At 68.2% G+C, this 25,101-nt stretch carries 17 protein-coding genes and 3 rRNA genes; 3 read left to right on the top strand and 17 right to left on the bottom strand.

Annotated elements, in window-relative coordinates; translation table 11 throughout:
* Position 1: 1 nt before the first annotated feature.
* The 7 genes from OG485_RS24505 to OG485_RS24475 form a co-directional block, all read right to left on the bottom strand.
* Positions 2-1,174, bottom strand: coding sequence for an acetoin utilization protein AcuC (locus tag OG485_RS24505; protein ID WP_328670714.1), 1,173 nt, complete (start codon positions 1,172-1,174; stop codon positions 2-4).
* Positions 1,125-2,354: an MFS transporter gene (locus OG485_RS24500; RefSeq protein ID WP_328670713.1), complete on the bottom strand. Its 1,230-nt coding sequence runs from the start codon at positions 2,352-2,354 to the stop codon at positions 1,125-1,127. The genes OG485_RS24505 and OG485_RS24500 overlap by 50 nt, the downstream gene beginning before the upstream one ends.
* A gap of 129 nt (positions 2,355-2,483) precedes the next feature.
* Positions 2,484-3,215 carry a VC0807 family protein gene (locus OG485_RS24495; protein ID WP_328670712.1) on the bottom strand — a complete coding sequence of 244 codons (732 nt, stop codon included), beginning with the start codon at positions 3,213-3,215 and terminating at the stop codon, positions 2,484-2,486.
* 134 nt (positions 3,216-3,349) lie between these two features.
* Positions 3,350-3,994: an HAD family hydrolase gene (locus tag OG485_RS24490; protein WP_328670711.1), complete on the bottom strand. Its 645-nt coding sequence runs from the start codon at positions 3,992-3,994 to the stop codon at positions 3,350-3,352.
* An 85-nt stretch (positions 3,995-4,079) separates the two neighbouring features.
* Positions 4,080-4,196: ribosomal RNA gene (gene rrf, locus OG485_RS24485) — 5S ribosomal RNA — on the bottom strand.
* A gap of 89 nt (positions 4,197-4,285) precedes the next feature.
* Positions 4,286-7,407: ribosomal RNA gene (locus OG485_RS24480) — 23S ribosomal RNA — on the bottom strand.
* Positions 7,408-7,716: 309 nt separating this feature from the next.
* Positions 7,717-9,242, bottom strand: a 16S ribosomal RNA gene (locus OG485_RS24475).
* Together the 16S, 23S and 5S rRNA genes form the textbook arrangement of a ribosomal RNA operon.
* An 840-nt stretch (positions 9,243-10,082) precedes the next feature.
* Here OG485_RS24475 and trpS point away from each other — a divergent pair.
* Positions 10,083-11,087 (top strand): tryptophan--tRNA ligase, encoded by a 1,005-nt coding sequence (gene trpS / locus OG485_RS24470; RefSeq protein WP_328670710.1) that lies wholly within the window; start codon positions 10,083-10,085, stop codon positions 11,085-11,087.
* A 91-nt stretch (positions 11,088-11,178) separates the two neighbouring features.
* Here the strand turns inward: trpS and proC are convergent, their stop codons facing one another.
* From proC to OG485_RS24455, 3 genes are all read right to left on the bottom strand, one after another.
* Positions 11,179-11,988, bottom strand: coding sequence for a pyrroline-5-carboxylate reductase (proC, locus tag OG485_RS24465; RefSeq protein ID WP_328449681.1), 810 nt, complete (start codon positions 11,986-11,988; stop codon positions 11,179-11,181).
* 186 nt (positions 11,989-12,174) lie between these two features.
* Positions 12,175-13,008 carry an ABC transporter permease gene (locus tag OG485_RS24460; RefSeq protein ID WP_328670709.1) on the bottom strand — a complete coding sequence of 278 codons (834 nt, stop codon included), beginning with the start codon at positions 13,006-13,008 and terminating at the stop codon, positions 12,175-12,177.
* The gene (locus OG485_RS24455; protein ID WP_328670708.1) at positions 13,005-13,871 is read right to left on the bottom strand and encodes an ABC transporter ATP-binding protein; all 867 of its coding nucleotides are present in this window, start codon (positions 13,869-13,871) and stop codon (positions 13,005-13,007) included. Before OG485_RS24455 ends, OG485_RS24460 begins: the two co-directional genes overlap by 4 nt.
* Positions 13,872-14,199: 328 nt before the next feature.
* Here OG485_RS24455 and OG485_RS24450 point away from each other — a divergent pair, with 328 nt between their 5' ends.
* Complete coding sequence (locus OG485_RS24450) at positions 14,200-15,621, top strand: SulP family inorganic anion transporter (RefSeq protein ID WP_328670707.1); 1,422 nt, start codon at positions 14,200-14,202, stop codon at positions 15,619-15,621.
* On the opposite strand, the gene OG485_RS24445 is transcribed toward OG485_RS24450, so the two are convergent.
* The 3 genes from OG485_RS24445 to OG485_RS24435 all read right to left on the bottom strand — a co-directional run bounded on the left by OG485_RS24445 (position 15,585) and on the right by OG485_RS24435 (position 17,574).
* Positions 15,585-16,415 carry a class I SAM-dependent methyltransferase gene (locus OG485_RS24445; protein WP_328670706.1) on the bottom strand — a complete coding sequence of 277 codons (831 nt, stop codon included), beginning with the start codon at positions 16,413-16,415 and terminating at the stop codon, positions 15,585-15,587. The two genes, OG485_RS24450 and OG485_RS24445, sit on opposite strands and share 37 nt — an antisense overlap.
* Before the next feature lie 255 nt (positions 16,416-16,670).
* Complete coding sequence (locus OG485_RS24440; protein ID WP_328670705.1) at positions 16,671-17,186, bottom strand: EamA/RhaT family transporter; 516 nt, start codon at positions 17,184-17,186, stop codon at positions 16,671-16,673.
* A gap of 67 nt (positions 17,187-17,253) precedes the next feature.
* Entirely contained in the window at positions 17,254-17,574 is a 321-nt protein-coding gene (locus tag OG485_RS24435; RefSeq protein WP_328670704.1) for a peptidase, read from the bottom strand.
* A gap of 134 nt (positions 17,575-17,708) precedes the next feature.
* Here OG485_RS24435 and OG485_RS24430 point away from each other — a divergent pair, with 134 nt between their 5' ends.
* Positions 17,709-19,868 carry a serine/threonine-protein kinase gene (locus OG485_RS24430; protein WP_328670703.1) on the top strand — a complete coding sequence of 720 codons (2,160 nt, stop codon included), beginning with the start codon at positions 17,709-17,711 and terminating at the stop codon, positions 19,866-19,868.
* Positions 19,869-19,938: 70 nt separating this feature from the next.
* Here the strand turns inward: OG485_RS24430 and ilvD are convergent, their stop codons facing one another.
* From ilvD to OG485_RS24410, 4 genes are all read right to left on the bottom strand, one after another.
* Positions 19,939-21,792, bottom strand: a complete 1,854-nt coding sequence (gene ilvD / locus OG485_RS24425; protein ID WP_328670702.1) for a dihydroxy-acid dehydratase — start codon at positions 21,790-21,792, stop codon at positions 19,939-19,941.
* Positions 21,793-21,984: 192 nt separating this feature from the next.
* On the bottom strand, positions 21,985-22,602 hold the full coding sequence (locus OG485_RS24420; RefSeq protein WP_328670701.1) for a TetR/AcrR family transcriptional regulator: 618 nt from the start codon (positions 22,600-22,602) through the stop codon (positions 21,985-21,987).
* On the bottom strand, positions 22,599-23,423 hold the full coding sequence (locus tag OG485_RS24415) for a sugar phosphate isomerase/epimerase family protein (RefSeq protein WP_261704640.1): 825 nt from the start codon (positions 23,421-23,423) through the stop codon (positions 22,599-22,601). Before OG485_RS24415 ends, OG485_RS24420 begins: the two co-directional genes overlap by 4 nt.
* A gap of 620 nt (positions 23,424-24,043) precedes the next feature.
* Complete coding sequence (locus tag OG485_RS24410; RefSeq protein WP_328670700.1) at positions 24,044-24,976, bottom strand: Ppx/GppA phosphatase family protein; 933 nt, start codon at positions 24,974-24,976, stop codon at positions 24,044-24,046.
* Between the last annotated feature and the right edge of the window lie 125 nt (positions 24,977-25,101).

The raw sequence follows: 25,101 nt of genomic DNA, 5'->3' as shown, positions 1-25,101 counted from the left end.
CCTAAGGAAGCATCCCCCGCAGCGGGAACACGGCCTTGCGTGTCGCCACGACCGCCTGGTCGAGACGGTCCGCCGGGTCGTACCCCGACTCCCAGTCCTTCCAGGACACCGGCCACCGTCCGTCCGTCATCCGCATCGGCGCCAACTGCCGGGTGCGGGCGAAGACCTGCTGCCGCCAGCTCTCCGGGATCACCGTCTCGGGCTCGACGGGACGGCCCGCCGCCACGGCCACCAGATGCGTCCACGAGCGCGGCACCACCTCCACGACCGCGTATCCGCCACCCCCCAGCGCGACCCAGCGTCCGTCGGCGTACGTGTGCGCCAGGTCGTGACAGGCGACCTGCACGGCCCGCTGCGCGTCGAGCGAGACGGCCAGGTGCGCGAGCGGGTCCTCGAAGTGGGTGTCCGCGCCGTGCTGGGTGACCAGCACCTGCGGCCGGAAGTCGGCGATCAGCTCCGGCACCACGGCGTGGAACGCCCGCAGCCAGCCCGCGTCCCCGGTACCCGCCGGCAGCGCGACATTGACGGCCGTACCCTCCGCACTGCCCGCCCCGGTCTCCTCGGGCCACCCGGTCTGCGGGAACAGCGTCCGCGGGTGCTCGTGCAGCGAGATCGTCAGAACCCGCGGATCCTCCCAGAAGGCCGCCTGGACACCGTCACCGTGGTGCACGTCGACATCGATGTACGCCACCCGCTCGGCACCCAGCTCCAGAAGGCGGGCGATGGCGAGAGCGGCGTCGTTGTAGATGCAGAACCCGGAGGCGGCGCCGGGCATCGCGTGGTGCAGCCCGCCCGCGAAGTTCACCGCGTGCAGCGCCTCCCCGCGCCACACGGCCTCCGCGGCGCCCACGGACTGCCCGGCGATCATCGCGGACACCTCGTGCATCCCGGTGAACGCGGGATCGTCCATGGTCCCGAGGCCGTACGACGCGTCGGCGGAAACGGGGTCGGCGGACGCGGACCTGACCGCCGCCACATAGTCCTCGCGATGCACCAGCCGCAGGGTCGAATCCCCGGCGGGCTTCGCCGCGACGACCTCGACGGCCCGGTCGAGCCCGAAGGCGTCGACGAGCCCCTTGGTCAGACGGAGCCGGACCGGATCCATCGGATGCTCCGGACCGAAGTCATACCCCGTTACTGCCTCGTCCCACATCAGCTGTGCGCGGCCGCTCATGCATCTCACCGTATCGGTCCGGTTGAGGTTCGAACGAGCGGGCATACCCCAAGGTCGCGAGGACCAGCACCATCGGCACGAGCATGGCTCCGCGGTAGTTCCAGGCGTCGCCCAGCGCGCCCACCAACGGAGAACCGATCAGGAACCCCACGTAATTGAAGATGTTCAGCCGCGCGATCGCCGTGTCCGACGCCCCCGGGAAGAGCCGCCCTGCGGCCGCGAAGGTCTGCGGCACGATCACACACAGCCCGAGCCCCAGCAGCGTGAACCCCAGCATGCCCACCCCGGCACCCGGCGCGAGGGCCACCACCCCGAACCCGAGCGCGGCGACCACGGCACCCAGCCGCACCACCGCCACCGCCCCGAACCGCCGCACCCCGAAGTCCCCGACAGCACGCCCCACCAGCGTCATCACCATGTAGACGTTGTACGGAACGGTCGCCGTCTGCTCCGAACTGCCCAGCACGTCCTTGAGGTACTTCGCGCTCCAGTTGGAGACGGTCGAGTCCCCGATGTAGGCGAACGTCATCACCAGACACAGCGGCAGCAGCAGCCGGAAGACGAGCGGACCGGCACCCGCGCCGGCCACCGCATCCTCCTTCCCCTCCGTGTCCGCGCCCGCGCCCGCGTCGACGTACCACCGGCTCCCCACCAGGGCGAGCGGCAGCAGCATCAGCACGACCGGCAGATACGACACGAAGAGCGACTGATGCCAGTGCGCCCCGGCCCACGCGAGCGAGGCGCCCACGATCCCGCCCAGGCTGTACGTGGCATGGAAACCGAGCATGATGCTGCGCCCGTACGACCGCTGGAGACTCACGCCGAGCATGTTCATCGAGGCGTCGAGACCGCCGACCGCCAGACCGAAGGCGCCGAGGGCGACCGCCACCTCGACGAGCTGGTCACCGGCACCGACACCCAGCAGGGCCAGCAGCACGACCGGCTGCGACCACCGCAGGACGCGGCTGGGGCGTATGCGCTTGACCAGATGCTCGGTGGCGACGCTGCCCAGCCCGGCGAGGACCGGGACGGCCGCCAGGAACGCCGGCAGCAGCGCGTCGGAGATCCCGTAGCGGTCCTGGATGGCCGGGATACGCGTCACGAGCAGCGCGAAGGCGGCACCCTGAGCGAAAAAGCTGAACGCCAAAGAGGCCCTACCGCGCCGCAGCACATCTGTCATGGCGGCGAGCGTAGAGCCCCGGCTTACCGGTGGGTAGATCAAGCCGAAGGTGAATTTTGCTCAGCTCTTCGGGGAGGGACTGTCGAGGTCTTCGTCACGGACCCGTCCGGGCCCTCGGCGCGGGGCTGTTCAGCGGTGCGTCCCGGCCCCGGCGGCGAGCTCGCGCTCCAGCATCTTCTCCATCGGGACGACCGCGAAGCGCCCGCTGAGCAGGAAGGCCAGGACCATCGAGGCGATCATGACGACCGTGCCGAGCCAGACCATCGTGTCGATCGGCAGCGTGTAGGCACCCACGACCCGCGCGACGCACTCACCGAGCAGGACCGTGCCCCACACCAGCGAGAACGTCCGCTCCGCCTTCCGGAACGGCTCGGAGCCGGCCGTCAGCCGGTCCCAGGCCGCGGCCCGCGCCGCGTCGCCCTTCACGAGGAACGGCTTCATGCCCTGCGTCATCATCGGCCGCCCGAGCCTCACGGACACCAGGACACCGATCCCGATCGCGCTGCTGACCCCGCTGTCCTTCGCCAGCATCAGCCGCGGGTCACCGGCGACCAGGCTGAGCGCGAGCCCGACCACGTTGACGAAGAGGATCAGCCCGGCCAGGGCGTTGGCCTTGCGCTCCTTCACCACGCTCCACACGGTCCGCACGGCCGGCACGACGCTGCTCCAGCCGAGGGCCGCCATCGTGCTCATCCCGAACCCGTTCCTGAGCAGGTAGTACGACCCGACCGGCACCGCCACGTCCACGATCAGCGGCAGGAAGCTCGGCCGGGCACCGGCGGTCTCCGGGGTGGTGGCCGTTTCCGCCAGGGCAGCGCGGGTGGTCTCTCCGGTGCTGATCTCGGTGGCGGTGATGCTCATGATCGGGTCCCTCCGTCGTCACTGTGTACGTCCCGTTTCGATGTACTCAGCTTCGCGGTCGGACCCCACCCGCCGACAGAAACGATCGTCCGGAGCTCGGCATGACAAATGTCAGCGCCCGACGATGGGTGCCGTCATACCAGCAGGTCAGCCAACTCCCCCATGTCGGAGAAGAGTTGAGTGGCGCCGGTCAGTCTGTCGGCCGGTGTCATGGCGGTGAACCCGTACACGTCCATCCCCGCCGCGTTGGCCGCCTGTACGCCCAGGGGGCTGTCCTCGACGACAGCGCACTTCTCGGGCCGTACGCCCATGCACTCGGCGGCATGGAGAAACAGATCGGGGGCCGGCTTGCCCCGCCCGACGTCCTGGGAGCTGAAGACCCGTCCCTCGTCGAACCATCGGTCGAGCCCTGTCGTCCGGTGCCCGACCCGGATCCGCTCATGGCTCCCGGAGGAGGCCACGCAGTACGGCACGCCGTCCGCGGCCAGCTTCTCCAGCACCTGGCCGGCTCCGGGAACGGGCTTCAGCTCCCGCTCGAAGGCGGCGAAGACGCGGGCGTGGAACACGTCGTCGAAGTCGTCCGGCAGCCGCCGCCCGGTGCGCTCCAGGACCAGGTCGTGGATGCGGTGCATCGCGGATCCCATGTAGTCACGCAGGGAGTCCTCGTACGTGGTGGGGTGCCCCAGCTCGGTGAGGTAGGCGGCCAAGTGGGTATTGGAGATCGGTTCGCTGTCCACGAGGACACCGTCATTGTCGAAAATGATCAGGTCATAGCGCATGGCAAAGACCCTAAACGCAGAAGCCCCCTGAACGCAGAAAACCCCCGGACCGGTATCCCCGGTCCGGGGGTTTTCTTCAAAATTTGTTCGGCGGCGTCCTACTCTCCCACAGGGTCCCCCCTGCAGTACCATCGGCGCTGTGAGGCTTAGCTTCCGGGTTCGGAATGTAACCGGGCGTTTCCCTCACGCTATGACCACCGAAACACTATGAAACTGTCAACCGCACCACGCTCTGTGACAAACGTGGGGTTGTTCGTGGTTTCAGAACCAACACAGTGGACGCGAGCAACTGAGGACAAGCCCTCGGCCTATTAGTACCAGTCACCTCCACCCGTTGCCGGGCTTCCAGATCTGGCCTATCAACCCAGTCGTCTACTGGGAGCCTTAACCCCTCAAGGGGTGGGAATACTCATCTCGAAGCAGGCTTCCCGCTTAGATGCTTTCAGCGGTTATCCCTCCCGAACGTAGCCAACCAGCCATGCCCTTGGCAGGACAACTGGCACACCAGAGGTTCGTCCGTCCCGGTCCTCTCGTACTAGGGACAGCCCTTCTCAATATTCCTACGCGCACAGCGGATAGGGACCGAACTGTCTCACGACGTTCTAAACCCAGCTCGCGTACCGCTTTAATGGGCGAACAGCCCAACCCTTGGGACCGACTCCAGCCCCAGGATGCGACGAGCCGACATCGAGGTGCCAAACCATCCCGTCGATATGGACTCTTGGGGAAGATCAGCCTGTTATCCCCGGGGTACCTTTTATCCGTTGAGCGACGGCGCTTCCACAAGCCACCGCCGGATCACTAGTCCCGACTTTCGTCCCTGCTCGACCCGTCGGTCTCACAGTCAAGCTCCCTTGTGCACTTACACTCAACACCTGATTGCCAACCAGGCTGAGGGAACCTTTGGGCGCCTCCGTTACTCTTTAGGAGGCAACCGCCCCAGTTAAACTACCCATCAGACACTGTCCCTGATCCGGATCACGGACCCAGGTTAGACATCCAGCACGACCAGACTGGTATTTCAACGACGACTCCACCTGAACTGGCGTCCAAGCTTCACAGTCTCCCAGCTATCCTACACAAGCCGAACCGAACACCAATATCAAACTGTAGTAAAGGTCCCGGGGTCTTTCCGTCCTGCTGCGCGAAACGAGCATCTTTACTCGTAGTGCAATTTCACCGGGCCTATGGTTGAGACAGTCGAGAAGTCGTTACGCCATTCGTGCAGGTCGGAACTTACCCGACAAGGAATTTCGCTACCTTAGGATGGTTATAGTTACCACCGCCGTTTACTGGCGCTTAAGTTCTCAGCTTCGCCACAACGAATTGTGACTAACCGGTCCCCTTAACGTTCCAGCACCGGGCAGGCGTCAGTCCGTATACATCGCCTTACGGCTTCGCACGGACCTGTGTTTTTAGTAAACAGTCGCTTCTCGCTGGTCTCTGCGGCCACCCCCAGCTCACCGAGTAAATCGGATCACCAGTGATGGCCCCCTTCTCCCGAAGTTACGGGGGCATTTTGCCGAGTTCCTTAACCATAGTTCACCCGAACGCCTCGGTATTCTCTACCTGACCACCTGAGTCGGTTTAGGGTACGGGCCGCCATGAAACTCGCTAGAGGCTTTTCTCGACAGCATAGGATCATCCACTTCACCACAATCGGCTCGGCATCAGGTCTCAGCCTTAATGTGTGACGGATTTGCCTATCACACGGCCTACACCCTTACCCCGGGACAACCACCGCCCGGGATGGACTACCTTCCTGCGTCACCCCATCACTCACCTACTACAGGTCTGGTCCGTCGGCTCCACCACTCCCCTTTGCCCGAAGGCTCCGGGGCGGCTTCACGGACTTAGCATCGCCTGGTTCGATGTTTGACGCTTCACAGCGGGTACCGGAATATCAACCGGTTATCCATCGACTACGCCTGTCGGCCTCGCCTTAGGTCCCGACTTACCCTGGGCAGATCAGCTTGACCCAGGAACCCTTAGTCAATCGGCGCACACGTTTCTCACGTGTGTATCGCTACTCATGCCTGCATTCTCACTCGTGAACCGTCCACCACTGCCTTCCGGCGCGGCTTCACCCGGCACACGACGCTCCCCTACCCATCACAACACCCGTTGGGGCTATACGCTGCAATGACACGACTTCGGCGGTACGCTTGAGCCCCGCTACATTGTCGGCGCGGAATCACTAGACCAGTGAGCTATTACGCACTCTTTCAAGGGTGGCTGCTTCTAAGCCAACCTCCTGGTTGTCTGTGCGACTCCACATCCTTTCCCACTTAGCGTACGCTTAGGGGCCTTAGTCGATGCTCTGGGCTGTTTCCCTCTCGACCATGGAGCTTATCCCCCACAGTCTCACTGCCGCGCTCTCACTTACCGGCATTCGGAGTTTGGCTAAGGTCAGTAACCCGGTAGGGCCCATCGCCTATCCAGTGCTCTACCTCCGGCAAGAAACACACGACGCTGCACCTAAATGCATTTCGGGGAGAACCAGCTATCACGGAGTTTGATTGGCCTTTCACCCCTAACCACAGGTCATCCCCCAGGTTTTCAACCCTGGTGGGTTCGGTCCTCCACGACCTCTTACAGCCGCTTCAACCTGCCCATGGCTAGATCACTCCGCTTCGGGTCTTGAGCGCGCTACTGAATCGCCCTATTCGGACTCGCTTTCGCTACGGCTTCCCCACACGGGTTAACCTCGCAACGCACCGCAAACTCGCAGGCTCATTCTTCAAAAGGCACGCAGTCACGACGCATTGAGTAAACTCAATGCGCGACGCTCCCACGGCTTGTAGGCACACGGTTTCAGGTACTATTTCACTCCGCTCCCGCGGTACTTTTCACCATTCCCTCACGGTACTATCCGCTATCGGTCACCAGGGAATATTTAGGCTTAGCGGGTGGTCCCGCCAGATTCACACGGGATTTCTCGGGCCCCGTGCTACTTGGGTGTCTCTCAAACGAGCCGTTGATGTTTCGACTACGGGGGTCTTACCCTCTACGCCGGACCTTTCGCATGTCCTTCGCCTACATCAACGGTTTCTGACTCGTCTCACAGCCGGCAGACTGTGAAAGAGAGATCCCACAACCCCCCAAGCGCAACCCCTGCCGGGTCTCACACGCTTGAGGTTTGGCCTCATCCGGTTTCGCTCGCCACTACTCCCGGAATCACGGTTGTTTTCTCTTCCTGCGGGTACTGAGATGTTTCACTTCCCCGCGTTCCCTCCACATACCCTATGTGTTCAGGTATGGGTGACAGCCCATGACGACTGCCGGGTTTCCCCATTCGGAAACCCCCGGATCAAAGCCTGGTTGACGGCTCCCCGGGGACTATCGTGGCCTCCCACGTCCTTCATCGGTTCCTGGTGCCAAGGCATCCACCGTGCGCCCTTAAAAACTTGGCCACAGATGCTCGCGTCCACTGTGCAGTTCTCAAACAACGACCAACCACCCATCACCCCGAACCAGTAGTTCGAGTGCACTGGGGCCGGCACTGAAGGCAGCCACACGGGCCGTACCTTCAGACACCCAACAGCGTGCCCGACACCCTCGCCACTCATGATCAGCTTTCCACGCTCCGAAGAGCAGTACTTGCAGCCCGAGATGACTGAGAGTGCCGAATAATCAACGTTCCACCCATGAGCAACCAGCATCGAACATTCGCCGATGTACTGGCCTCTGACTCGGCGGACCGAGTAAGAAGTGCTCCTTAGAAAGGAGGTGATCCAGCCGCACCTTCCGGTACGGCTACCTTGTTACGACTTCGTCCCAATCGCCAGTCCCACCTTCGACAGCTCCCTCCCACAAGGGGTTGGGCCACCGGCTTCGGGTGTTACCGACTTTCGTGACGTGACGGGCGGTGTGTACAAGGCCCGGGAACGTATTCACCGCAGCAATGCTGATCTGCGATTACTAGCAACTCCGACTTCATGGGGTCGAGTTGCAGACCCCAATCCGAACTGAGACAGGCTTTTTGAGATTCGCTCCGCCTCACGGCTTCGCAGCTCTTTGTACCTGCCATTGTAGCACGTGTGCAGCCCAAGACATAAGGGGCATGATGACTTGACGTCGTCCCCACCTTCCTCCGAGTTGACCCCGGCAGTCTCCTGTGAGTCCCCATCACCCCGAAGGGCATGCTGGCAACACAGAACAAGGGTTGCGCTCGTTGCGGGACTTAACCCAACATCTCACGACACGAGCTGACGACAGCCATGCACCACCTGTACACCGACCACAAGGGGGGCACTATCTCTAATGCTTTCCGGTGTATGTCAAGCCTTGGTAAGGTTCTTCGCGTTGCGTCGAATTAAGCCACATGCTCCGCTGCTTGTGCGGGCCCCCGTCAATTCCTTTGAGTTTTAGCCTTGCGGCCGTACTCCCCAGGCGGGGAACTTAATGCGTTAGCTGCGGCACCGACGACGTGGAATGTCGCCAACACCTAGTTCCCACCGTTTACGGCGTGGACTACCAGGGTATCTAATCCTGTTCGCTCCCCACGCTTTCGCTCCTCAGCGTCAGTAATGGCCCAGAGATCCGCCTTCGCCACCGGTGTTCCTCCTGATATCTGCGCATTTCACCGCTACACCAGGAATTCCGATCTCCCCTACCACACTCTAGCTAGCCCGTATCGAATGCAGACCCGGGGTTAAGCCCCGGGCTTTCACACCCGACGTGACAAGCCGCCTACGAGCTCTTTACGCCCAATAATTCCGGACAACGCTTGCGCCCTACGTATTACCGCGGCTGCTGGCACGTAGTTAGCCGGCGCTTCTTCTGCAGGTACCGTCACTCTCGCTTCTTCCCTGCTGAAAGAGGTTTACAACCCGAAGGCCGTCATCCCTCACGCGGCGTCGCTGCATCAGGCTTTCGCCCATTGTGCAATATTCCCCACTGCTGCCTCCCGTAGGAGTCTGGGCCGTGTCTCAGTCCCAGTGTGGCCGGTCGCCCTCTCAGGCCGGCTACCCGTCGTCGCCTTGGTGAGCCACTACCTCACCAACAAGCTGATAGGCCGCGGGCTCATCCTTCACCGCCGGAGCTTTTAACCCCCACCCATGCGGGCAGGAGTGTTATCCGGTATTAGACCCCGTTTCCAGGGCTTGTCCCAGAGTGAAGGGCAGATTGCCCACGTGTTACTCACCCGTTCGCCACTAATCCACCCCGAAAGGCTTCATCGTTCGACTTGCATGTGTTAAGCACGCCGCCAGCGTTCGTCCTGAGCCAGGATCAAACTCTCCGTGAATGTTTTCCCGTAATCGGGACGACATCACGAGAGCGGAACCAAGGGGAGGAATAATCCCCCGGTTCACAGCGTCCTCGCTGATGCGCCTGCCGGAACAATGCCCGGCAGGACTTTTTCAAAGGAACCTCGTCCCGACCGAACGGCCGGAGACGGGGTATCAACAAATCTGGCGTTGATTTTTGGCACGCTGTTGAGTTCTCAAGGAACGGACGCTTCCTTTGTACTCACCCTCTCGGGCTTTCCTCCGGGCGCTTCCCTTCGGTCTTGCGTTTCCGACTCTATCAGACCGTTTCCGTATCCGATTTCCTCGGCGCTTTCCAGGTTTCCGCTTGCGCGTTTCCCTTTCCGGCGAGTCCGACTCTATCAGAACCTTTCGGGCCTGACCCCCAGTCAGCGGGGCTTGTCCTCGCGGCCGTTGGGCCGTTCCGACGAGTGAGACATTAGCGGATTCCTGGCTCCCGAGCTAATCGGGGTGGCGCCCTTTCGAACGCGGAATCCTCATTTCGCAAACACGCATGAAAACGAGCCGACGACGAGTCGTCGATCGTTGAATGGTGGTGCGGAATGGCTGTCCGGGGACCGACCGGAGTCGACGCTCACGTCGGACAACTCGGAGAACACTACGGACGGGCCCGGGTCGTGTCAACTGCGGTCCGGAGGGACCCTCCGAGGCGTACTCTGCGTCCATGACTACGCGTACGTGCACCCAGCAGTGGTGGGCCGCCTGACGGCGGCCGTACACACGTATGTACCCAACGGCCGCCGCCTCGGCGGCCGTTTTTGTGTCCCTCCTGGGGCGCCGGCCGGCGAACGCGGCGGCCTCGACCAGGAGGTTGAGTGATGACGCGGATCTTCAGTGGGGTCAAGCCGACCGGGCATCTGACGCTGGGGAACTATCTGGGCGCCGTACGCCGCTGGGCCGAGGTCGACCAGCACCGGGCCGAGGCCCTGTTCTGCATCGTCGATCTGCACGCGCTGACCGTGGACCACGATCCGGGGCGGGTCCGCAGGCTCAGCAGGCAGGCGGCGACCTTGTTGCTGGCCTCGGGACTCGATCCAGAGCTGTGCACCGTATTCGTACAGAGTCATGTGGACGAGCACGCTCGGCTGTCGTACGTGCTGGAGTGCGTCGCGACCGACGGCGAGATGCGTCGGATGATCCAGTACAAGGAGAAGGCCGCGCTGGAGCGGAAGCGCGGGGGGAGCGTGCGGCTGTCCCTGCTGACGTATCCCGTGCTGATGGCAGCCGACATCCTGGCGTACGGGAGCGATGAGGTGCCGGTCGGGGACGACCAGTCGCAGCATGTCGAACTGACCCGGGATCTGGCCGTGCGGTTCAACCAGCGGTACGGGCACACGTTCGTGGTACCCCGGGCGACCCGGCCGGAGGTCGCGGCACGGGTCATGAATCTTCAGGAGCCGACGTCGAAGATGGGCAAGAGTGACGATGTCGGACCGGGCGTCGTCTATCTGCTCGATGAGCCGGACGCCGTACGGAAGAAGATCATGCGCGCGGTGACGGACAGCGGGCAGGACGTCGCGTACGACCCGGAGACGCGGCCCGGGGTCTCGAATCTGCTGGAGATCCTCGCGGCGTGCGAGGGCGGCGACCCCGAAACCCTGAGCGGTGGGTACGCCTCGTACGGGGCTCTGAAGAAGGACACCGCCGACGCCGTGGTCGAGCTCCTCAGGCCCGTGCAGGAGAGGCACAAGGAGTTGTGCACGGATCCCGCCTACGTGGAGGGGGTCCTGCGGGACGGTGCGCGGCGGGCCAGGGAGATCGCGCGACCGACGGTGGACTCGGCGTACGAGGCCATCGGGTTGCTCCCGCCCTCGGCCGGGTGACTCGGCCGGGCGCCCGGGCCTCGGGCTCAAGGGCTCGGCAACCGCCGAGTCCGAGAACCGAGGCCGAGGGCCGGCCGGGCAGGGGCGCGCGTCAGCTGTTGCCGGAGGCGAGTTCGCGGCTGCGGTCACGGGCCGCTTCCAGGGCCGCGATGAGTGCGGCGCGTACGCCGTGGTTCTCGAGTTCGCGGATCGCGTTGATCGTGGTGCCCGCGGGAGACGTGACGTTCTCGCGGAGCTTCACGGGGTGCTCGCCGCTGTCGCGGAGCATCACGGCGGCGCCGATCGCGGACTGCACGATCAGGTCGTGCGCCTTGTCGCGGGGCAGGCCGAGCAGGATGCCCGCGTCCGTCATGGCCTCGACCAGGTAGAAGAAGTACGCCGGTCCCGAACCGGAGAGGGCGGTGCAGGCGTCCTGCTGCGACTCGGGGACGAGGAGGGTCTTGCCGACGGCGCCGAAGACCTCCTCGGCGTACGCCACGTGCTCCGCGGTGGCGTGGCTCCCGGCGGAGATGACGGACATGGCCTCGTCGACGAGGGCGGGGGTGTTCGTCATGACGCGGACGACAGGGGTGCCGGCGGCCAGGCGCTCCTCGAAGAAGGAGGTCGGGATACCCGCCGCGCCGCTGATGATCAGGCGGTCGGCGGGGATGTGCGGGGCGAGTTCGTCGAGAAGGGCGCCCATGTCCTGGGGCTTGACCGTGAGGATCAGGGTGTCGGCGGTCTTCGCCGCTTCCGCGTTGCCGACCGGGGTGACGCCGTGGCGTTCCTGGAGTTCCCTGGCCCGCTCCGGGCGGCGGGCGGTGACCAGGAGATCGGTGGGGGCCCAGCCGGCTCGGATCATTCCGCTGAGCAGGGCTTCGCCGATCTTGCCGGTGCCGAGGACTGCGACTTTCTGAGGCATGGTTGCGGGTGCCCTCCGGGGGTTGAGTCGTCCGCGTTCATCCTCCCACCGGGGTCATGGGTGCGGGTGGGATGTCCGGTGGGCGGACGGAGCCCGTGCCGCCCGCCCACCGGACATCCCACCCGTCTGCCCGTCCGTACGGTCGCCCGGTCGCGGGTTCGTACGGTCGCGGGCTCGTACGGCGTCCTACGGCGTCCTACGGCGCAGGGTCGCCGCTCCGAGGCCCAGCACCAGCAGCGCGGTCCCGGCGACGATCAGCGCGTCGCGTACGAAGGTCGCGGTCATGTCGGTGTGCTTGAGGACCTCGTTCATGGCATCGACCGCGTACGACATGGGGAGGACGTCGGAGATGGCCTCCAGGACGGGGTGCATGTTCGAGCGCGGGGTGAACAGGCCGCAGAGGAGAAGCTGCGGGAAGATCACCGCCGGCATGAACTGGACGGCCTGGAACTCGGAGGCGGCGAACGCCGAGACGAAGAGGCCGAGGGCCGTTCCGAGGAGGGCGTCGAGCAGGGCGACCAGCAGGAGGAGCCAGGGGGAGCCCGTGACGTCCAGGCCGAGGAGCCAGACCGCGAGTCCGGTGGCCAGGGCCGACTGGACGATGGCGATCGCGCCGAAGGCGAGGGCGTAGCCGGCGATCAGGTCGCCTTTGCCCAGGGGCATGGCGAGGAGGCGTTCGAGGGTGCCGGAGGTGCGCTCGCGCAGGGTCGCGATCGAGGTCACCAGGAACATCGTGATCAGCGGGAAGATCCCGAGGAGGGACGCGCCGATGGAGTCGAAGGTCCCCGGGCTGCCGTCGAAGACGTAGCGGAGCAGGACCAGCATCACGCAGGGGACGAGGATCATCAGCGCGATGGTGCGCGGGTCGTGCCGCAGCTGGCGCAGGGCGCGGGCCGCGGTGGCCGTCGTACGGGAGAGGTTGAGCGGGCTCGGGCGGGACGCGGGTGCGGGCTGCCCAGGGGCGTCCGGGCCCTCGGGCGCGGTGGGCGGAGTGGGGCTCGTGGCCGCGGTGGAACTCATCGGGCGGTCTCCTCGCGGGAGTCGGGGCCGGTGGCCGTGGCCTTCGCGGCCTGGGTCGGCGCGGGCAGGTGCGCGGCCGCGACCGCCTCGTCCACGAGGTGCAGGAACGCGGTTTCGACGGTGTCCGAGCCGGTCCGTTCGCGGAGGGCGTCGGGGGTGTCGTCGGCGAGGATCCCGCCCTCGCGCATCAGGAGGAGCCGGTGGCAGCGCTCGGCCTCGTCCATGACGTGGGAGGAGACCAGGAGGGTCGTACCGCGCTGTTCGGCGATGGAGTGGAAGAGGTTCCACAGGTCGCGGCGCAGGACGGGGTCGAGGCCGACCGTCGGTTCGTCGAGGACCAGGAGTTCCGGGGCTCCGAGGAGGGCGACGGCGAGCGAGACGCGGCTGCGCTGGCCGCCCGAGAGGTTCCCGGCGAGGGAGTCGGCGTGCGAGGCGAGGTCGACGTCGGCGATGACCCGGGTGACGTCCGCGTGCCGGCGTTCGGCGGCGGCCCGGCCGGGGTCGAGGATCGCGGCGAAGTAGCCGAGGTTCTGGCGGACGGTCAGGTCGTCGTAGACGGAGGGCGCCTGGGTGACGTAACCGATGCGGGAGCGCAGTGCGGCGTCGCCTGCGGGACGGCCGAGGACTTCGAGGGTGCCGCCGACCTTGGCCTGGGTGCCGACGGTCGCGCGCATCAGGGTGGATTTCCCGCAGCCGGAGGGGCCGAGCAGGCCGGTGATCTGGCCGCGCGGGACGGTGAAGTCGAGTCCGTGCAGAACGGTGCGGGTGCCGCGGACGACCGTGAGGCCTTCGGCGCGGACGGCGGGCGGGGAGAGGGACACGGGCGTTCCTGTGGGGTCGGGCGGACGCGGACGAATAATCATCGTGTGATGAATATTGCTCTCGCCGGGTGCGCCGGTCAAGGGCCGGGCGGTACCGGCCGAACGGCCGGAGCGCCGGGCGGCGCAGGCGCGCGTCGGCGCACGTCGGCGCACGTCAGCGTGAACGGAACGGGATCGTCCGCGGCATCGCCGAGCCATGCGCTCCCGCGTTCGCGTGACAGCGGCGCGGAAGGGCTGTGCGATCAACGGGCTTACCTGACAATGGATTTCACTGCGCGAAACGGCTCCGTGCCGAGTCGCCAGGTCCGCCGTGCCCTCCCCCGGCACGGCACCCACGCATCTCCCACCGTCGACCGGAGGTGCTGTCGTGATGCGCAAAGCCGATCTGTTCGCGTCCCTCGTCGTCTTTCTGGTGGCGCTGCCCCTGTGTGTCGGGGTCGCCATAGCGTCCGGTGTGCCGGCCGAGCTGGGGCTGGTGACCGGAATCGTCGGTGGGCTGGTCGCCGGGATACTGCCCGGAAGCAGCCTCCAGGTGAGCGGGCCGGCGGCCGGGCTGACCGTGCTGGTGTACGAAGCCGTGCAGGCGTACGGGGTCCAGGCGCTCGGCGTGCTGGTGCTCGGCGCCGGCCTCCTACAGCTCGGGCTCGGGGTTCTCCGGCTCGGGCGGTGGTTCCGGGCCGTGTCCGTGGCCGTCGTGCAGGGGATGCTCGCCGGTATCGGGCTCGTGCTGATCGCCGGCCAGGTGTACGCGATGGGCGACACGGCCGCGCCCTCCGGCGGGCTCGGGAAGATCGCCGGGATCGTGTCGCTGGCCGGTGCCGCCGACCCCGTGGCGCTGGCGATCGGCGCGGCCACCGTGGCCGTACTCCTGCTGTGGCCGCGGTGGCGGCGGGGGGCCCGGCTGGTCCCGGCCCCGCTGCTGGCGGTGGCGCTCGCCTCGGCCGTGACCGGGGTCTTCGACCTCGCGGTGCGACGGGTCGAGGTCCAGGGGCTGTTCGATGCCGTACGGCCGCCGGCCGTCGCGGACCTGGGGCGGCTCACGGAAGTGAGCGTGATCGGGACCGTCCTGGCGTTCGCGCTGATCGCGTCGGCGGAGTCGTTGTTCAGTGCGGCGGCGGTGGACCGGCTGCACCGGGGCCCGCGTACCGACTACGACCGGGAGCTCATCGCGCAGGGCGCCGGGAACACCGTGTGCGGCATGCTCGGGGCGCTGCCCATGACCGCCGTGATCGTGCGGAGCGCGGCCAACGTGCAGGCGGGGGCGCAGACCAAGGTGTCGCGGGTGCTGCACGGGGTGTGGCTACTGCTCTTCACGGCCGTGGTGCCCGCGGTGCTCGGGCTGATTCCGGTGGCGGCGCTGGCGGGGCTGCTGGTGCACGCGGGGTGCAAGCTCGTGCCGGTGCGGGAGGTACGGACGCTGTGGCGCGGGCATCGCGGTGAGGTGGCCGTCCTCGTGGTGACCGCGGTGGCGATCGTGGTCGGGAACCTGTTCGAGGGAGTGCTGGTCGGGCTCGCGCTCGCCGTGGCCAAGACCGCCTGGGACATCAGTCATGTGCACGTGGAGACCGAGGACCGGGGCGCCGCGGGCATGGTCGTCCGGGTGGTCGGCAACGCCACCTTCCTGAGGCTGCCGAAGCTGCTGGACGCCTTGGAGGCCTTGCCTCACGACCGTGTCGTACGGCTGGAGCTGGGCGGACTGCGGCATGTGGACCACGCGTGCGCGGCGGCCCTCGACACGTGGGCCGCCGGGCGGGATCACGAACGGATCGCCACCAGCAGCCGCACGACGTAGGTCTCCTCCACGAACCCTTCCGGGAAGGCCTGGAGGAGGTGGTTCCGTTCCTCGGCGAAGAACGCCTCGGTGGCCTCCTCGCCGAGGACCAGGAACTGCGAGTGGCTGCCGACGTTGGCGAGGTGGGTGTCCACCGGGACGCGCCGGCTCCAGCGGACCTGGCGGTGGTCGAAGGAGAGGCTGCCGCTGGGGTCGGCGGCCAGGGGGTGCTCGGGGGTGGCGGAGCTGGGGCTCTTCTCGGCCTTCCGGTCCTTCTCGTCCAGGCCGAGGAAGCGTTCGGCGCGCCGGGCCGCCGCCTCGATCCACGGGACGTCGAGCGCCTCGGTGTTCCACCACAGGGCGAGCGCCCCGCCGGGACGCAGCACGCGCAACGCCTCCGGCACCGAGCGGCTCGGCTCGGTCCAGTGCCAGGACTGGGCGTAGGTGAGGAAGTCCATGGAGGCGGCGGCGAGGGGCAGGGCGTCGCCGCTGCCCCGCACGATCGGGATGCGGGGGTGGACGCGGCGGAACTCGTCGGCCATGCCGGGGCCGGGTTCCACGGCCAGGACGTCCGCGCCGCGGCTGTGCAGGAGGCCGGTCGAAATGCCGGTGCCCGCCCCCACGTCCGCCACCTTGGCACCGCTCAGGGACCGGCCCGCGAGTGCTTCGACGGCGTCGAAGAGGGCGGGCGGGTACGAGGGGCGGTTCGCGGCGTACGCCGCCGCGGCGGCGTTGAAGGAGTGGGCGCGCGCGGCTGCGGAGTGTCGGGGGGCTCCGGGAGGAGCGGAAGGGGAGGGCGACGAGGAAGGCGTCATGGGTTCATGATCGCGGGTGCGTGCGGGGCCGGGATAGAGGGTTTCCTGCCGCACCTTGGGTTTGCGGTGTCGGCCGGTGGGCGGGGCGGGGACGCGCCGGTACATCCGTCCGCATCCGAACGGATCCCAGCGGCCTTGCGAAGGGGACGTGGGTTCCGATCCGTCCGGCCTGCGGGCATGTGATGTACCGGCACGTCCCCTCACGCCCGATCCCGGCTGCGGGCGCATGGTGGCTTGGGCGCTGCCAGAGGCCGGTCAGGCGCGGCGGCGCTTCTTCGCCGGGTTGCCTGCGCGGCGCGTGGTGCGGCGGGTGTACTGCTCCCTCGCCGCCTCGTACTCCGCGCGGTGGAGCTTCTCGCCCGGGGCCTCGGTGAGCGAGCGGAAGCAGTAGGCGAGGAGGGAGCCGACGAAACCGATGGCGAGCAGACCGCGCAGGGACGCCTGGCGGTCGGGGTCGGGGCGCTTGGAGAAGGCGTCCGAGGTGTGGCGGAACGCGAGCGCGCTGCACACGGCGAACATCACCACGACCATCACGGTCACGGGCGTTCCCACGTCCGCGATGGCCAGGCCCTGGTAGGCGAAACGGAGCACGAAGCAGGCGGCCACGGCGGCGGCGAGCGAGCCGACGGCCACGCCGATCCGGCGGCCGGTGTAGCCGCCGTCGTGCTCCACCCAGGTCGTCCCGAAGAAGCGCAGGGGCTCGGGCTGGGGGCCCGCGGGGGTGCCGGTGCCGTTTCGGGTGCCGGTGCTGGTGCTGGTCTCGTCGCTCACGCGACGATTATCGCTCCGGTCACGGCTCCGGCCGCCGCCGCGGGGTGCCCCTGGGCGAAGGTGTCGGTCAGGAGCACTTCGGCGCGACATAGCCGTCGCTGCCCGTCTGGACGTACGCGTCCGAGACGAACTGGCCGTTCGAGATGTTGTCCCAGACGTTGCTCGTCCCGTACGGGCCGGCCACGGATTCGCCCGGGCACTGGCAGTAGATCGGGACGCGCGAGCCCGCCGGCAGGGTGCGAACGACACTGAAGTGGGTTCCCGGGCCGCTGCGGACATTGACGTTGTGCCCCGGTGCGAGCGGGTAGGTGCGCAGCGCCTGGGCGGTGGGCGACACCTCGTCCGCGGTCTCCGCCACGCCTGTGATCACGATGTCTTCCGTGGCCATATCGATTTCCCCCGTTGCTTGGTTCACGCCAAATTCAAGCTGCGCGCAGAGGCTAGCAAGCCGCCGGGGTTTCGTACGAAGGATCGACTAGGCTCTGCGCGTCGCGCACGCGGTCGAACCCACGGGGGTGAGTGATGCCGCCACAGCGCAGCACCGGTACGGAATCGGAAGCGGAACATCCGCGCTACGCCGGGCAGTACCTGCTGGAGACAAGACTCGGATCCGGTGGCATGGGGATCGTGCATCTGGCGCGGTCCGCCTCAGGGTTGCGGCTGGCCGTCAAGATCGTCCATGCCGAGTTCTCCCAAGACCCCGAGTTCCGGGGCCGGTTCCGTCAGGAGATCGCGGCCGCGCGCAGGGTCAGCGGTGCCTTCACGGCGCCCGTGGTGGACGCCGATCCCGAGGCCGAACGCCCTTGGATGGCAACGCTGTTCATTCCCGGGCCGACGCTCGCCGAGCACGTGAAGCGGAACGGCGCGCTGTCCACGGACCGGCTGCGCCACCTGATGGCCGGGCTCGCCGAGGGCCTGCGGGACATCCACCGGGCCGGTGTCGTCCACCGCGATCTCAAGCCCAGCAACGTCCTGCTGGCGGAGGACGGGCCGAAAATCATCGACTTCGGCATCTCGCGCCCCGCCGACAGTGAACTGCGCACGGAGACGGGGAAGTTGATCGGAACCCCGCCGTTCATGGCGCCGGAGCAGTTCAGCAGGCCGCGGCATGTCGGGCCTGCCGCCGACGTGTTCGCCCTCGGGTCGGTGATCGTGCACGCGGCCACCGGGAGCGGGCCGTTCGACTCGGACAGCCCCTATCTGGTCGCCTATCAAGTCGTGCACGACGAGCCGGACCTGACCGGAGTACCGGAGGAACTGCTCGACCTGGTCGCGCGCTGTCTCGCCAAGGAGCCCGAGGACCGGCCCACTCCGGACGAGCTGATGACCGCGCTGCGTTCGGTCTCGGCCTCGTACGACACCCGGACCTTCATTCCCGAACAGCGCACCGACAGCGAGAAGTCGGGCCCGTCGAGGCTGGAGCCGCGTCCGCGGCACGAGCGGCCGGAGGGCGCCGAAGACCCTACCCACGCGGCCGCCCGGAAGAGGAGCGGGCGACGTCGGCACCTGCCCGCGCTCGTAACGGCCGCCGGGCTCGCCGTCGTCGGCGGTGTCGTCGGCGCCTTCGGTCTCCCCGGCGGGTCGCAGAGTCCGGCAGCGGAACACCACACCGCTCCCCCGTCCAGGAACGCATTCCGGCCCTGGAGCCTCGATCTGAAGGCTTCCGGCTCCAAGGCCGGAAACCAGCCGCAGTGCACGTACACGCCCCGAGCCTTGCTGTGCGTCCGGCCCGGTGTCCTCGCCGCGGCGATCGACCCGGACGACGGCAAGGTGCTGTGGTCCCGGAGCGACACGGGGGACACGAGCACCTACGCCACTCCGGCCCCGGTCCTCTCCGACGGGCTCCTGCTGGTCGGCAGCAGGGACGGGCACCGGCTGACCGCGCTGGACCCCGGCACGGGCGCGACGCGCTGGAGCCGGGACGTCACGCGCTACGACGGCCATATCACCCACGTCGCCGGCATGGTCCTGCTCACCGGCCCCGACTCCGAGGTCACCGCCCTGAGCGCCGCCACCGGCGAGGAGAAGTGGCGTCACTCCGTACCCGGGGTGAAGCTCCCCCAGTTCCACTCGTTCGGGGACGGCGTCGCCTACGTGGTCTCGACACCCACGGCGGCCGAAACCCTGGTGACCGCCGTGGACCCGCAGACCGGTGCCACGACCTGGCAGCGGACCCTGGACGGGGAGCTGAGCGTGGTGGCCGCCCACGACGGAACCGTCTGGCTCGCGTCGGTCACCATCGACCAGTACACGGATGCCGTACTGCGCTACGACGTGACGAACCGCAGGACTCACCGCATCGCGCTGCGCATCCCGCAGGCCCAGGCACAGGTGGCCGTGCGGGGGGACGTCGCCTATCTGCTGGGGAACGACGGTTCGCTGGTCGCCGTGAACACGAAGACGTCGAAGCAACTGTGGCGGGTGGAGACATCCATCAGCAAGGCGTCGGCCCCCACCGTGGCGGGGCGTCGTCTCTATCTCACCGCGGTGGACGGGCGCCTCATCGCCGTCGACACCGGCAAGGGCGCGCTGCTCGGCCAGACAGAGGCCCGACCGGGGAGCGACCGGGGTTCACTCATCAGCGCGCTCCCGGCCCCCGTCGCCGCCGGCACTCACGTCTACGCCACCTCCCCCGACGGCACCCTCTTCGCCGTCGACGGGCGGGATCCCTCGGGCTGGTGAGATGTGAAGGGGGCCGCCCCGGCAGGGACGGCCCCCTTCACGCAGCTTCACCGGCCCGGGGCCGGGCGGGCTAGCCCAGCTTCGAGACGTCGCGCACCGCGCCCTTGTCCGCGCTGGTCGCCATCGCGGCGTACGCGCGCAGGGCGGCCGAGACCTTGCGCTCGCGGTTCGCGGGAGCGTAGACGCCGTTCAGGGCGTCGCGGCGGGTGGCCAACTCCTCTTCGGACACGAGCAGTTCGATCGAGCGGTTCGGGATGTCGATGCGGATGCGGTCGCCGTCACGGACGAGCGCGATGGTGCCGCCGGACGCCGCCTCCGGGGACGCGTGACCGATCGACAGGCCCGAAGTCCCGCCGGAGAAGCGGCCGTCGGTGATCAGCGCGCAGGTCTTGCCGAGGCCACGGCCCTTGAGGAACGAGGTCGGGTAGAGCATCTCCTGCATACCGGGGCCGCCCTTGGGACCCTCGTAGCGGATGACCACGACGTCGCCGTGCGTGATCTCCTTCTTGAGGATCTTGTCGACGGCCTCGTCCTGGGACTCGCAGACGACCGCGGGACCCTCGAAGGTCCAGATGGACTCGTCGACGCCGGCCGTCTTCACGACGCAGCCGTCGACGGCGAGGTTGCCCTTGAGGACCGCGAGGCCGCCGTCCTGGGAGTAGGCGTGCTCGGCGGAGCGGATGCAGCCGCCCTCGGCGTCCTCGTCCAGGGCCTCCCAGCGCTCGGACTGGGAGAAGGCCTCGGACGAGCGGACGCAGCCGGGGGCCGCGTGCCACAGCTCGATCGCCTCGGGAGAGGGGGAGCCGGCCCGCACGTCCCACGTCTTCATCCAGTCGGACAGGGACGGGCTGTGGACGGTGTGGACGTCCTCGTTGAGCAGGCCCGCGCGGTGCAGTTCGCCGAGAAGGGCGGGGATGCCGCCGGCGCGGTGCACGTCCTCCATGTAGTACGTGCGGTCCTTGGCGACGTTCGGGGCGACCTTGGCGAGGCACGGCACCCGGCGCGAGACCTCGTTGATCTCGTCCAGACCGAAGGGGACGCCCGCCTCCTGGGCGGCGGCCAGCAGGTGCAGGATCGTGTTGGTGGAGCCGCCCATGGCGATGTCGAGGGCCATGGCGTTCTCGAAGGCCGCGTGGGTGGCGATGTTGCGCGGCAGGACCGACTCGTCGTCCTGGTCGTAGTAGCGGCGCGTGATGTCGACGACCGTGCGGGCCGCGTCCTCGTACAGGCCCTTGCGGGCGGTGTGGGTGGCGAGGACCGAGCCGTTGCCGGGCAGGCTCAGGCCGATGGCCTCGGTCAGGCAGTTCATCGAGTTGGCGGTGAACATGCCGGAACAGGAGCCGCAGGTCGGACAGGCGTTCTCCTCGATACGGAGGATGTCCTCGTCCGAGATCTTGTCGTTCACGGCGTCGGAGATCGCGTCGACCAGGTCGAGCGTGCGGACCGTGCCGTCGACCAGGGTGGCGCGGCCGGACTCCATCGGGCCGCCGGAGACGAACACGGTCGGGATGTTCAGGCGCAGGGCGGCCATGAGCATGCCGGGCGTGATCTTGTCGCAGTTCGAGATGCAGATCAGGGCGTCGGCGCAGTGGGCCTCGACCATGTACTCCACCGAGTCCGCGATCAGGTCACGGGACGGCAGGGAGTACAGCATGCCGCCGTGGCCCATCGCGATGCCGTCGTCGACCGCGATCGTGTTGAACTCGCGGGCGATGCCGCCGGCGGCCGTGATGGCCTCGCTGACGATCCGGCCGACGGGCTGCAGGTGGGTGTGCCCCGGCACGAACTCCGTGAAGGAGTTGGCGACCGCGATGATCGGCTTCCGTCCGATGTCCGCGCCGGGTACACCGGAGGCGCGCATAAGGGCGCGTGCGCCCGCCATGTTGCGGCCGTGGGTGACTGTGCGGGACCTCAGCTCGGGCATCGTCGCTCGCTCCTTCGGGGAGGTATGAGGAGGGTTATGACTGAAGTCGAGCGTACGCCGGTGCTCCAGGATCCGGACAGGCCGTCCGCATCCCGGGACATACGTCTCGAACAGCGGCCACCTTGGCATGGCATACGCGCACGTCAGCGGCGTACTGGCGGGGTGGAGCCGCCTCGTCGGTGGTTCCCTCGCTCATGGGTTCGTCAGGTGTCCCTGCACCACGGGCGCCACTTTGGCCACGATGCGCTCCAGGTCCACCGAGGCCAGCGGCTCCACCTTGATCACATGCCGGAGCATGGCGACCCCGACCAGCTGGGCCGCCGCCAGCTCCACGCGCAGCTCCGCGTCCGGGACGTCGAGCCGGGCCGCGACGCGGCGCAGCAGCTGGGCCGCGACGAGTCGGCGGAAGACGGCGGCCGCGGTGTCGTTGTTCACCGCCGAGCGGACGATCGCCAGCAGGGGCGTACGGCTCGTGGGGTTCTCCCAGACGCCGAGGAAGAAGCGGGTCAGGCGTTCCCCGACGCCGTCGAGAGGGCCCTCGACGATCGCCTCGGGGGCGCCGAGCGCGGGTGCCATGGCTCCCTCGACGGCCGCCTCGAAGACCTGTTCCTTGGTGCCGAAGTAGTGGTGCACGAGGGCCGAGTCCACGCCGGCGGACCTGGCGATGCCGCGGATCGACGTCTTCTCGTACCCGCGCTCGGAGAACTCCTCGCGGGCCGCCTCCAGGATGCGGTCACGGGTGGCGGGGCCCGCCTCGGTCTGTGTACGGGTGGGGCGTCCCCGACCGCGGCGCGGGGCGGCGTCCGTCATCCGCGGGGCACCTTCACGGCCGAGGCGAGGTGGAGCCGGGTGAAGGCGAGGGCCTCGGCGAGGTCGGCCTCGCGTTCGGCGCTGGACATCGCGCGGCGGGTGTTGACCTCGATGACGACATGACCGTCGAAGCCGGAGAGCGCGAGGCGGTCCAGGAGTTCGGCGCAGGGCTGCGTGCCGCGGCCGGGGACCAGGTGCTCGTCCTTGTTGGATCCGTTGCCGTCGGCGAGGTGGACGTGTCCGAGGCGGTCGCCCATCCGGTCGATCATCTGGAGGGCGTCGGTGCGGGCGGTCGCCGTGTGGCTGAGGTCGATCGTGAAGTGCCGGTAGTCGTCCTTCGTCACGTCCCAGTCGGGGGCGTACGCGAGCATCTCGCGGTCGCGGTAGCGCCACGGGTACATGTTCTCGACGGCGAATCGCACGTCCGTCTCGTCGGCCATGCGCCAGATTCCGGTGACGAAGTCACGGGAGTACTGACGCTGCCAGCGGAACGGGGGGTGGACCACGACGGTGCTCGCGCCGAGCTTCTCGGCGGCCGCCTTCGCGCGCTGGAGCTTGGTCCACGGGTCGGTGGACCAGACGCGCTGGGTGATCAGGAGACAGGGTGCGTGGACGGCGAGGATCGGCATCCGGTGGTAGTCGCTGAGGCGGCGCAGCGCGTCGATGTCCTGGCTGACGGGGTCGGTCCACACCATGACCTCGACGCCGTCGTAGCCGAGGCGCGCGGCGATCTCGAAGGCCGTCGCCGTCGACTCCGGGTACACGGACGCCGTGGACAGCGCGACCTTCGCATCCGGGATCCGCACGACTGGTTCTGCCACGAGGGACAGCGTACGGGGTGCCTCCGGCGGTTGGGCGGGGGTGGCGAGCTCGGCCGAGGGGCTCCTGTCCGGCCCCGGTGGGGCTTTCCCGGGCCTGCCGCCCGGGGGCGTACGGGCTGCCTGCCTGGGACGCTCCGGCCTCCGGCCGGGGGTGGGGTTCGGCTCCCGGCGGGAGGGGGTGGGGGCTCGGGGCGGGGCGCGCTTGTGATCGATGCCACGGCCCTGCCGGGCGTTCCGGGGGGCGCCCCGTCGCCGTTGGGGTCTGTCTTGGTGGGCGGGATCCCCTTGCGGGGGGCTGGGCGCGCCGTTCCCCGCGCCCCTTTCGGGCGCCTGCCGCTCAGGGCGTTCCAGGAGGCGCCGCGTGCGGGCGCCCATCGCCGTAGGGGCGGGGGCTGTCGGCGGCCTCCCCCTTGTGCCGGGCTGGACGCGCCGTTCCCCGCGCCCCTTTCGGGCGCCTGCCGCTCAGGGCGTTCCAGGAGGCGCCGCGTGCGGGCGCCCATCGCCGTAGGGGCGGGGGCTGTCGGCGGCCTCCCCCTTGTGCCGGGCTGGACGCGCCGTTCCCGCGCCCCTTTCGGGCGCCTGGGCGGGCGCCCCGTCGGCCTGGCTGGTGCGGCCCCCTGTTACTCCGAGGCCATCTGGTCCAGGCGGCGCAGGATGACGCCCTCGCGCAGAGCCCAGGGGCAGATCTCCAGGGTTTCGACGCCGAAGAGGTCCATGGCGGCCTCGGCGACCAGGGCGCCGGCGAGGAGCTGGCCGGAGCGGCCCGGAGAGACGCCCGGCAGCTCGGCCCGTTCGTCGGCCGTCATGGACGCGAGGCGCGGGACCCAGTCCTCCAGCGAGCGGCGCTTGAGTTCGCGCTGGACGTACAGGCCGTCGGTGGAGCGGGCGGCACCGGCGATGCGGGCGAGCTGCTTGAACGTCTTGGAGGTGGCGACCACGTGGTCCGGGGCGCCGAAGCGGCTGAACTCCCCGACCGTCCGGGCGATCTGGGCCCTCACGTGCCGGCGCAGCGCCCGCACGGCCGCCGGATCCGCCGGGTCGGTGGGCAGCCAGCCCGCGGTCAGCCGGCCGGCACCGAGCGGCAGCGACACCGCCGCGTCCGGCTCCTCGTCCATGCCGTACGCGATCTCCAGGGAGCCGCCGCCGATGTCGAGGCCGAGCAGCTTGCCCGCGGACCAGCCGAACCAGCGGCGGGCCGCCAGGAAGGTGAGCCGCGCCTCCTCGGCGCCGGTGAGGACCTGGAGCTCGACACCGGTCTCGGCCTGCACCCGGGCGAGAACCTCGTCGGCGTTGCCGGCCTCGCGCACGGCCGATGTCGCGAAGGGCAGCAGAGCCTCGACGCCCTTGTCCTCGGCGGCCTCCAGGGCGTCCTGGACCGTCTCGATCAGCTTGTCGACGCCTTCGGGGCCGATCGCCCCGCTCTCGTCGAGCAGTTGGGCAAGCCGCAAATCCGCCTTGTGCGAGTGGGCGGGCAGCGGCCGGGCGCCGGGGTGCGCGTCCACCACCAGCAGATGCACCGTGTTCGATCCCACGTCGAGGACACCGAGTCTCATGTGCGGAACGCTACTGCCCACACGGCGAAACACGAGGGGTGGGGCGTAAGCCCACGTCGAACGGTGATCTCCGGGCGGCCGCCGGGGCGTCCCCGGAGCGGGCGGAAGCGACTTACCCTGGACCC

Origin of the sequence: Streptomyces sp. NBC_00328 (assembly GCF_036139655.1) — a bacterium.
Lineage (GTDB): Bacteria > Actinomycetota > Actinomycetes > Streptomycetales > Streptomycetaceae > Streptomyces.
This window is presented reverse-complemented; position numbering and strand designations above follow the sequence as displayed.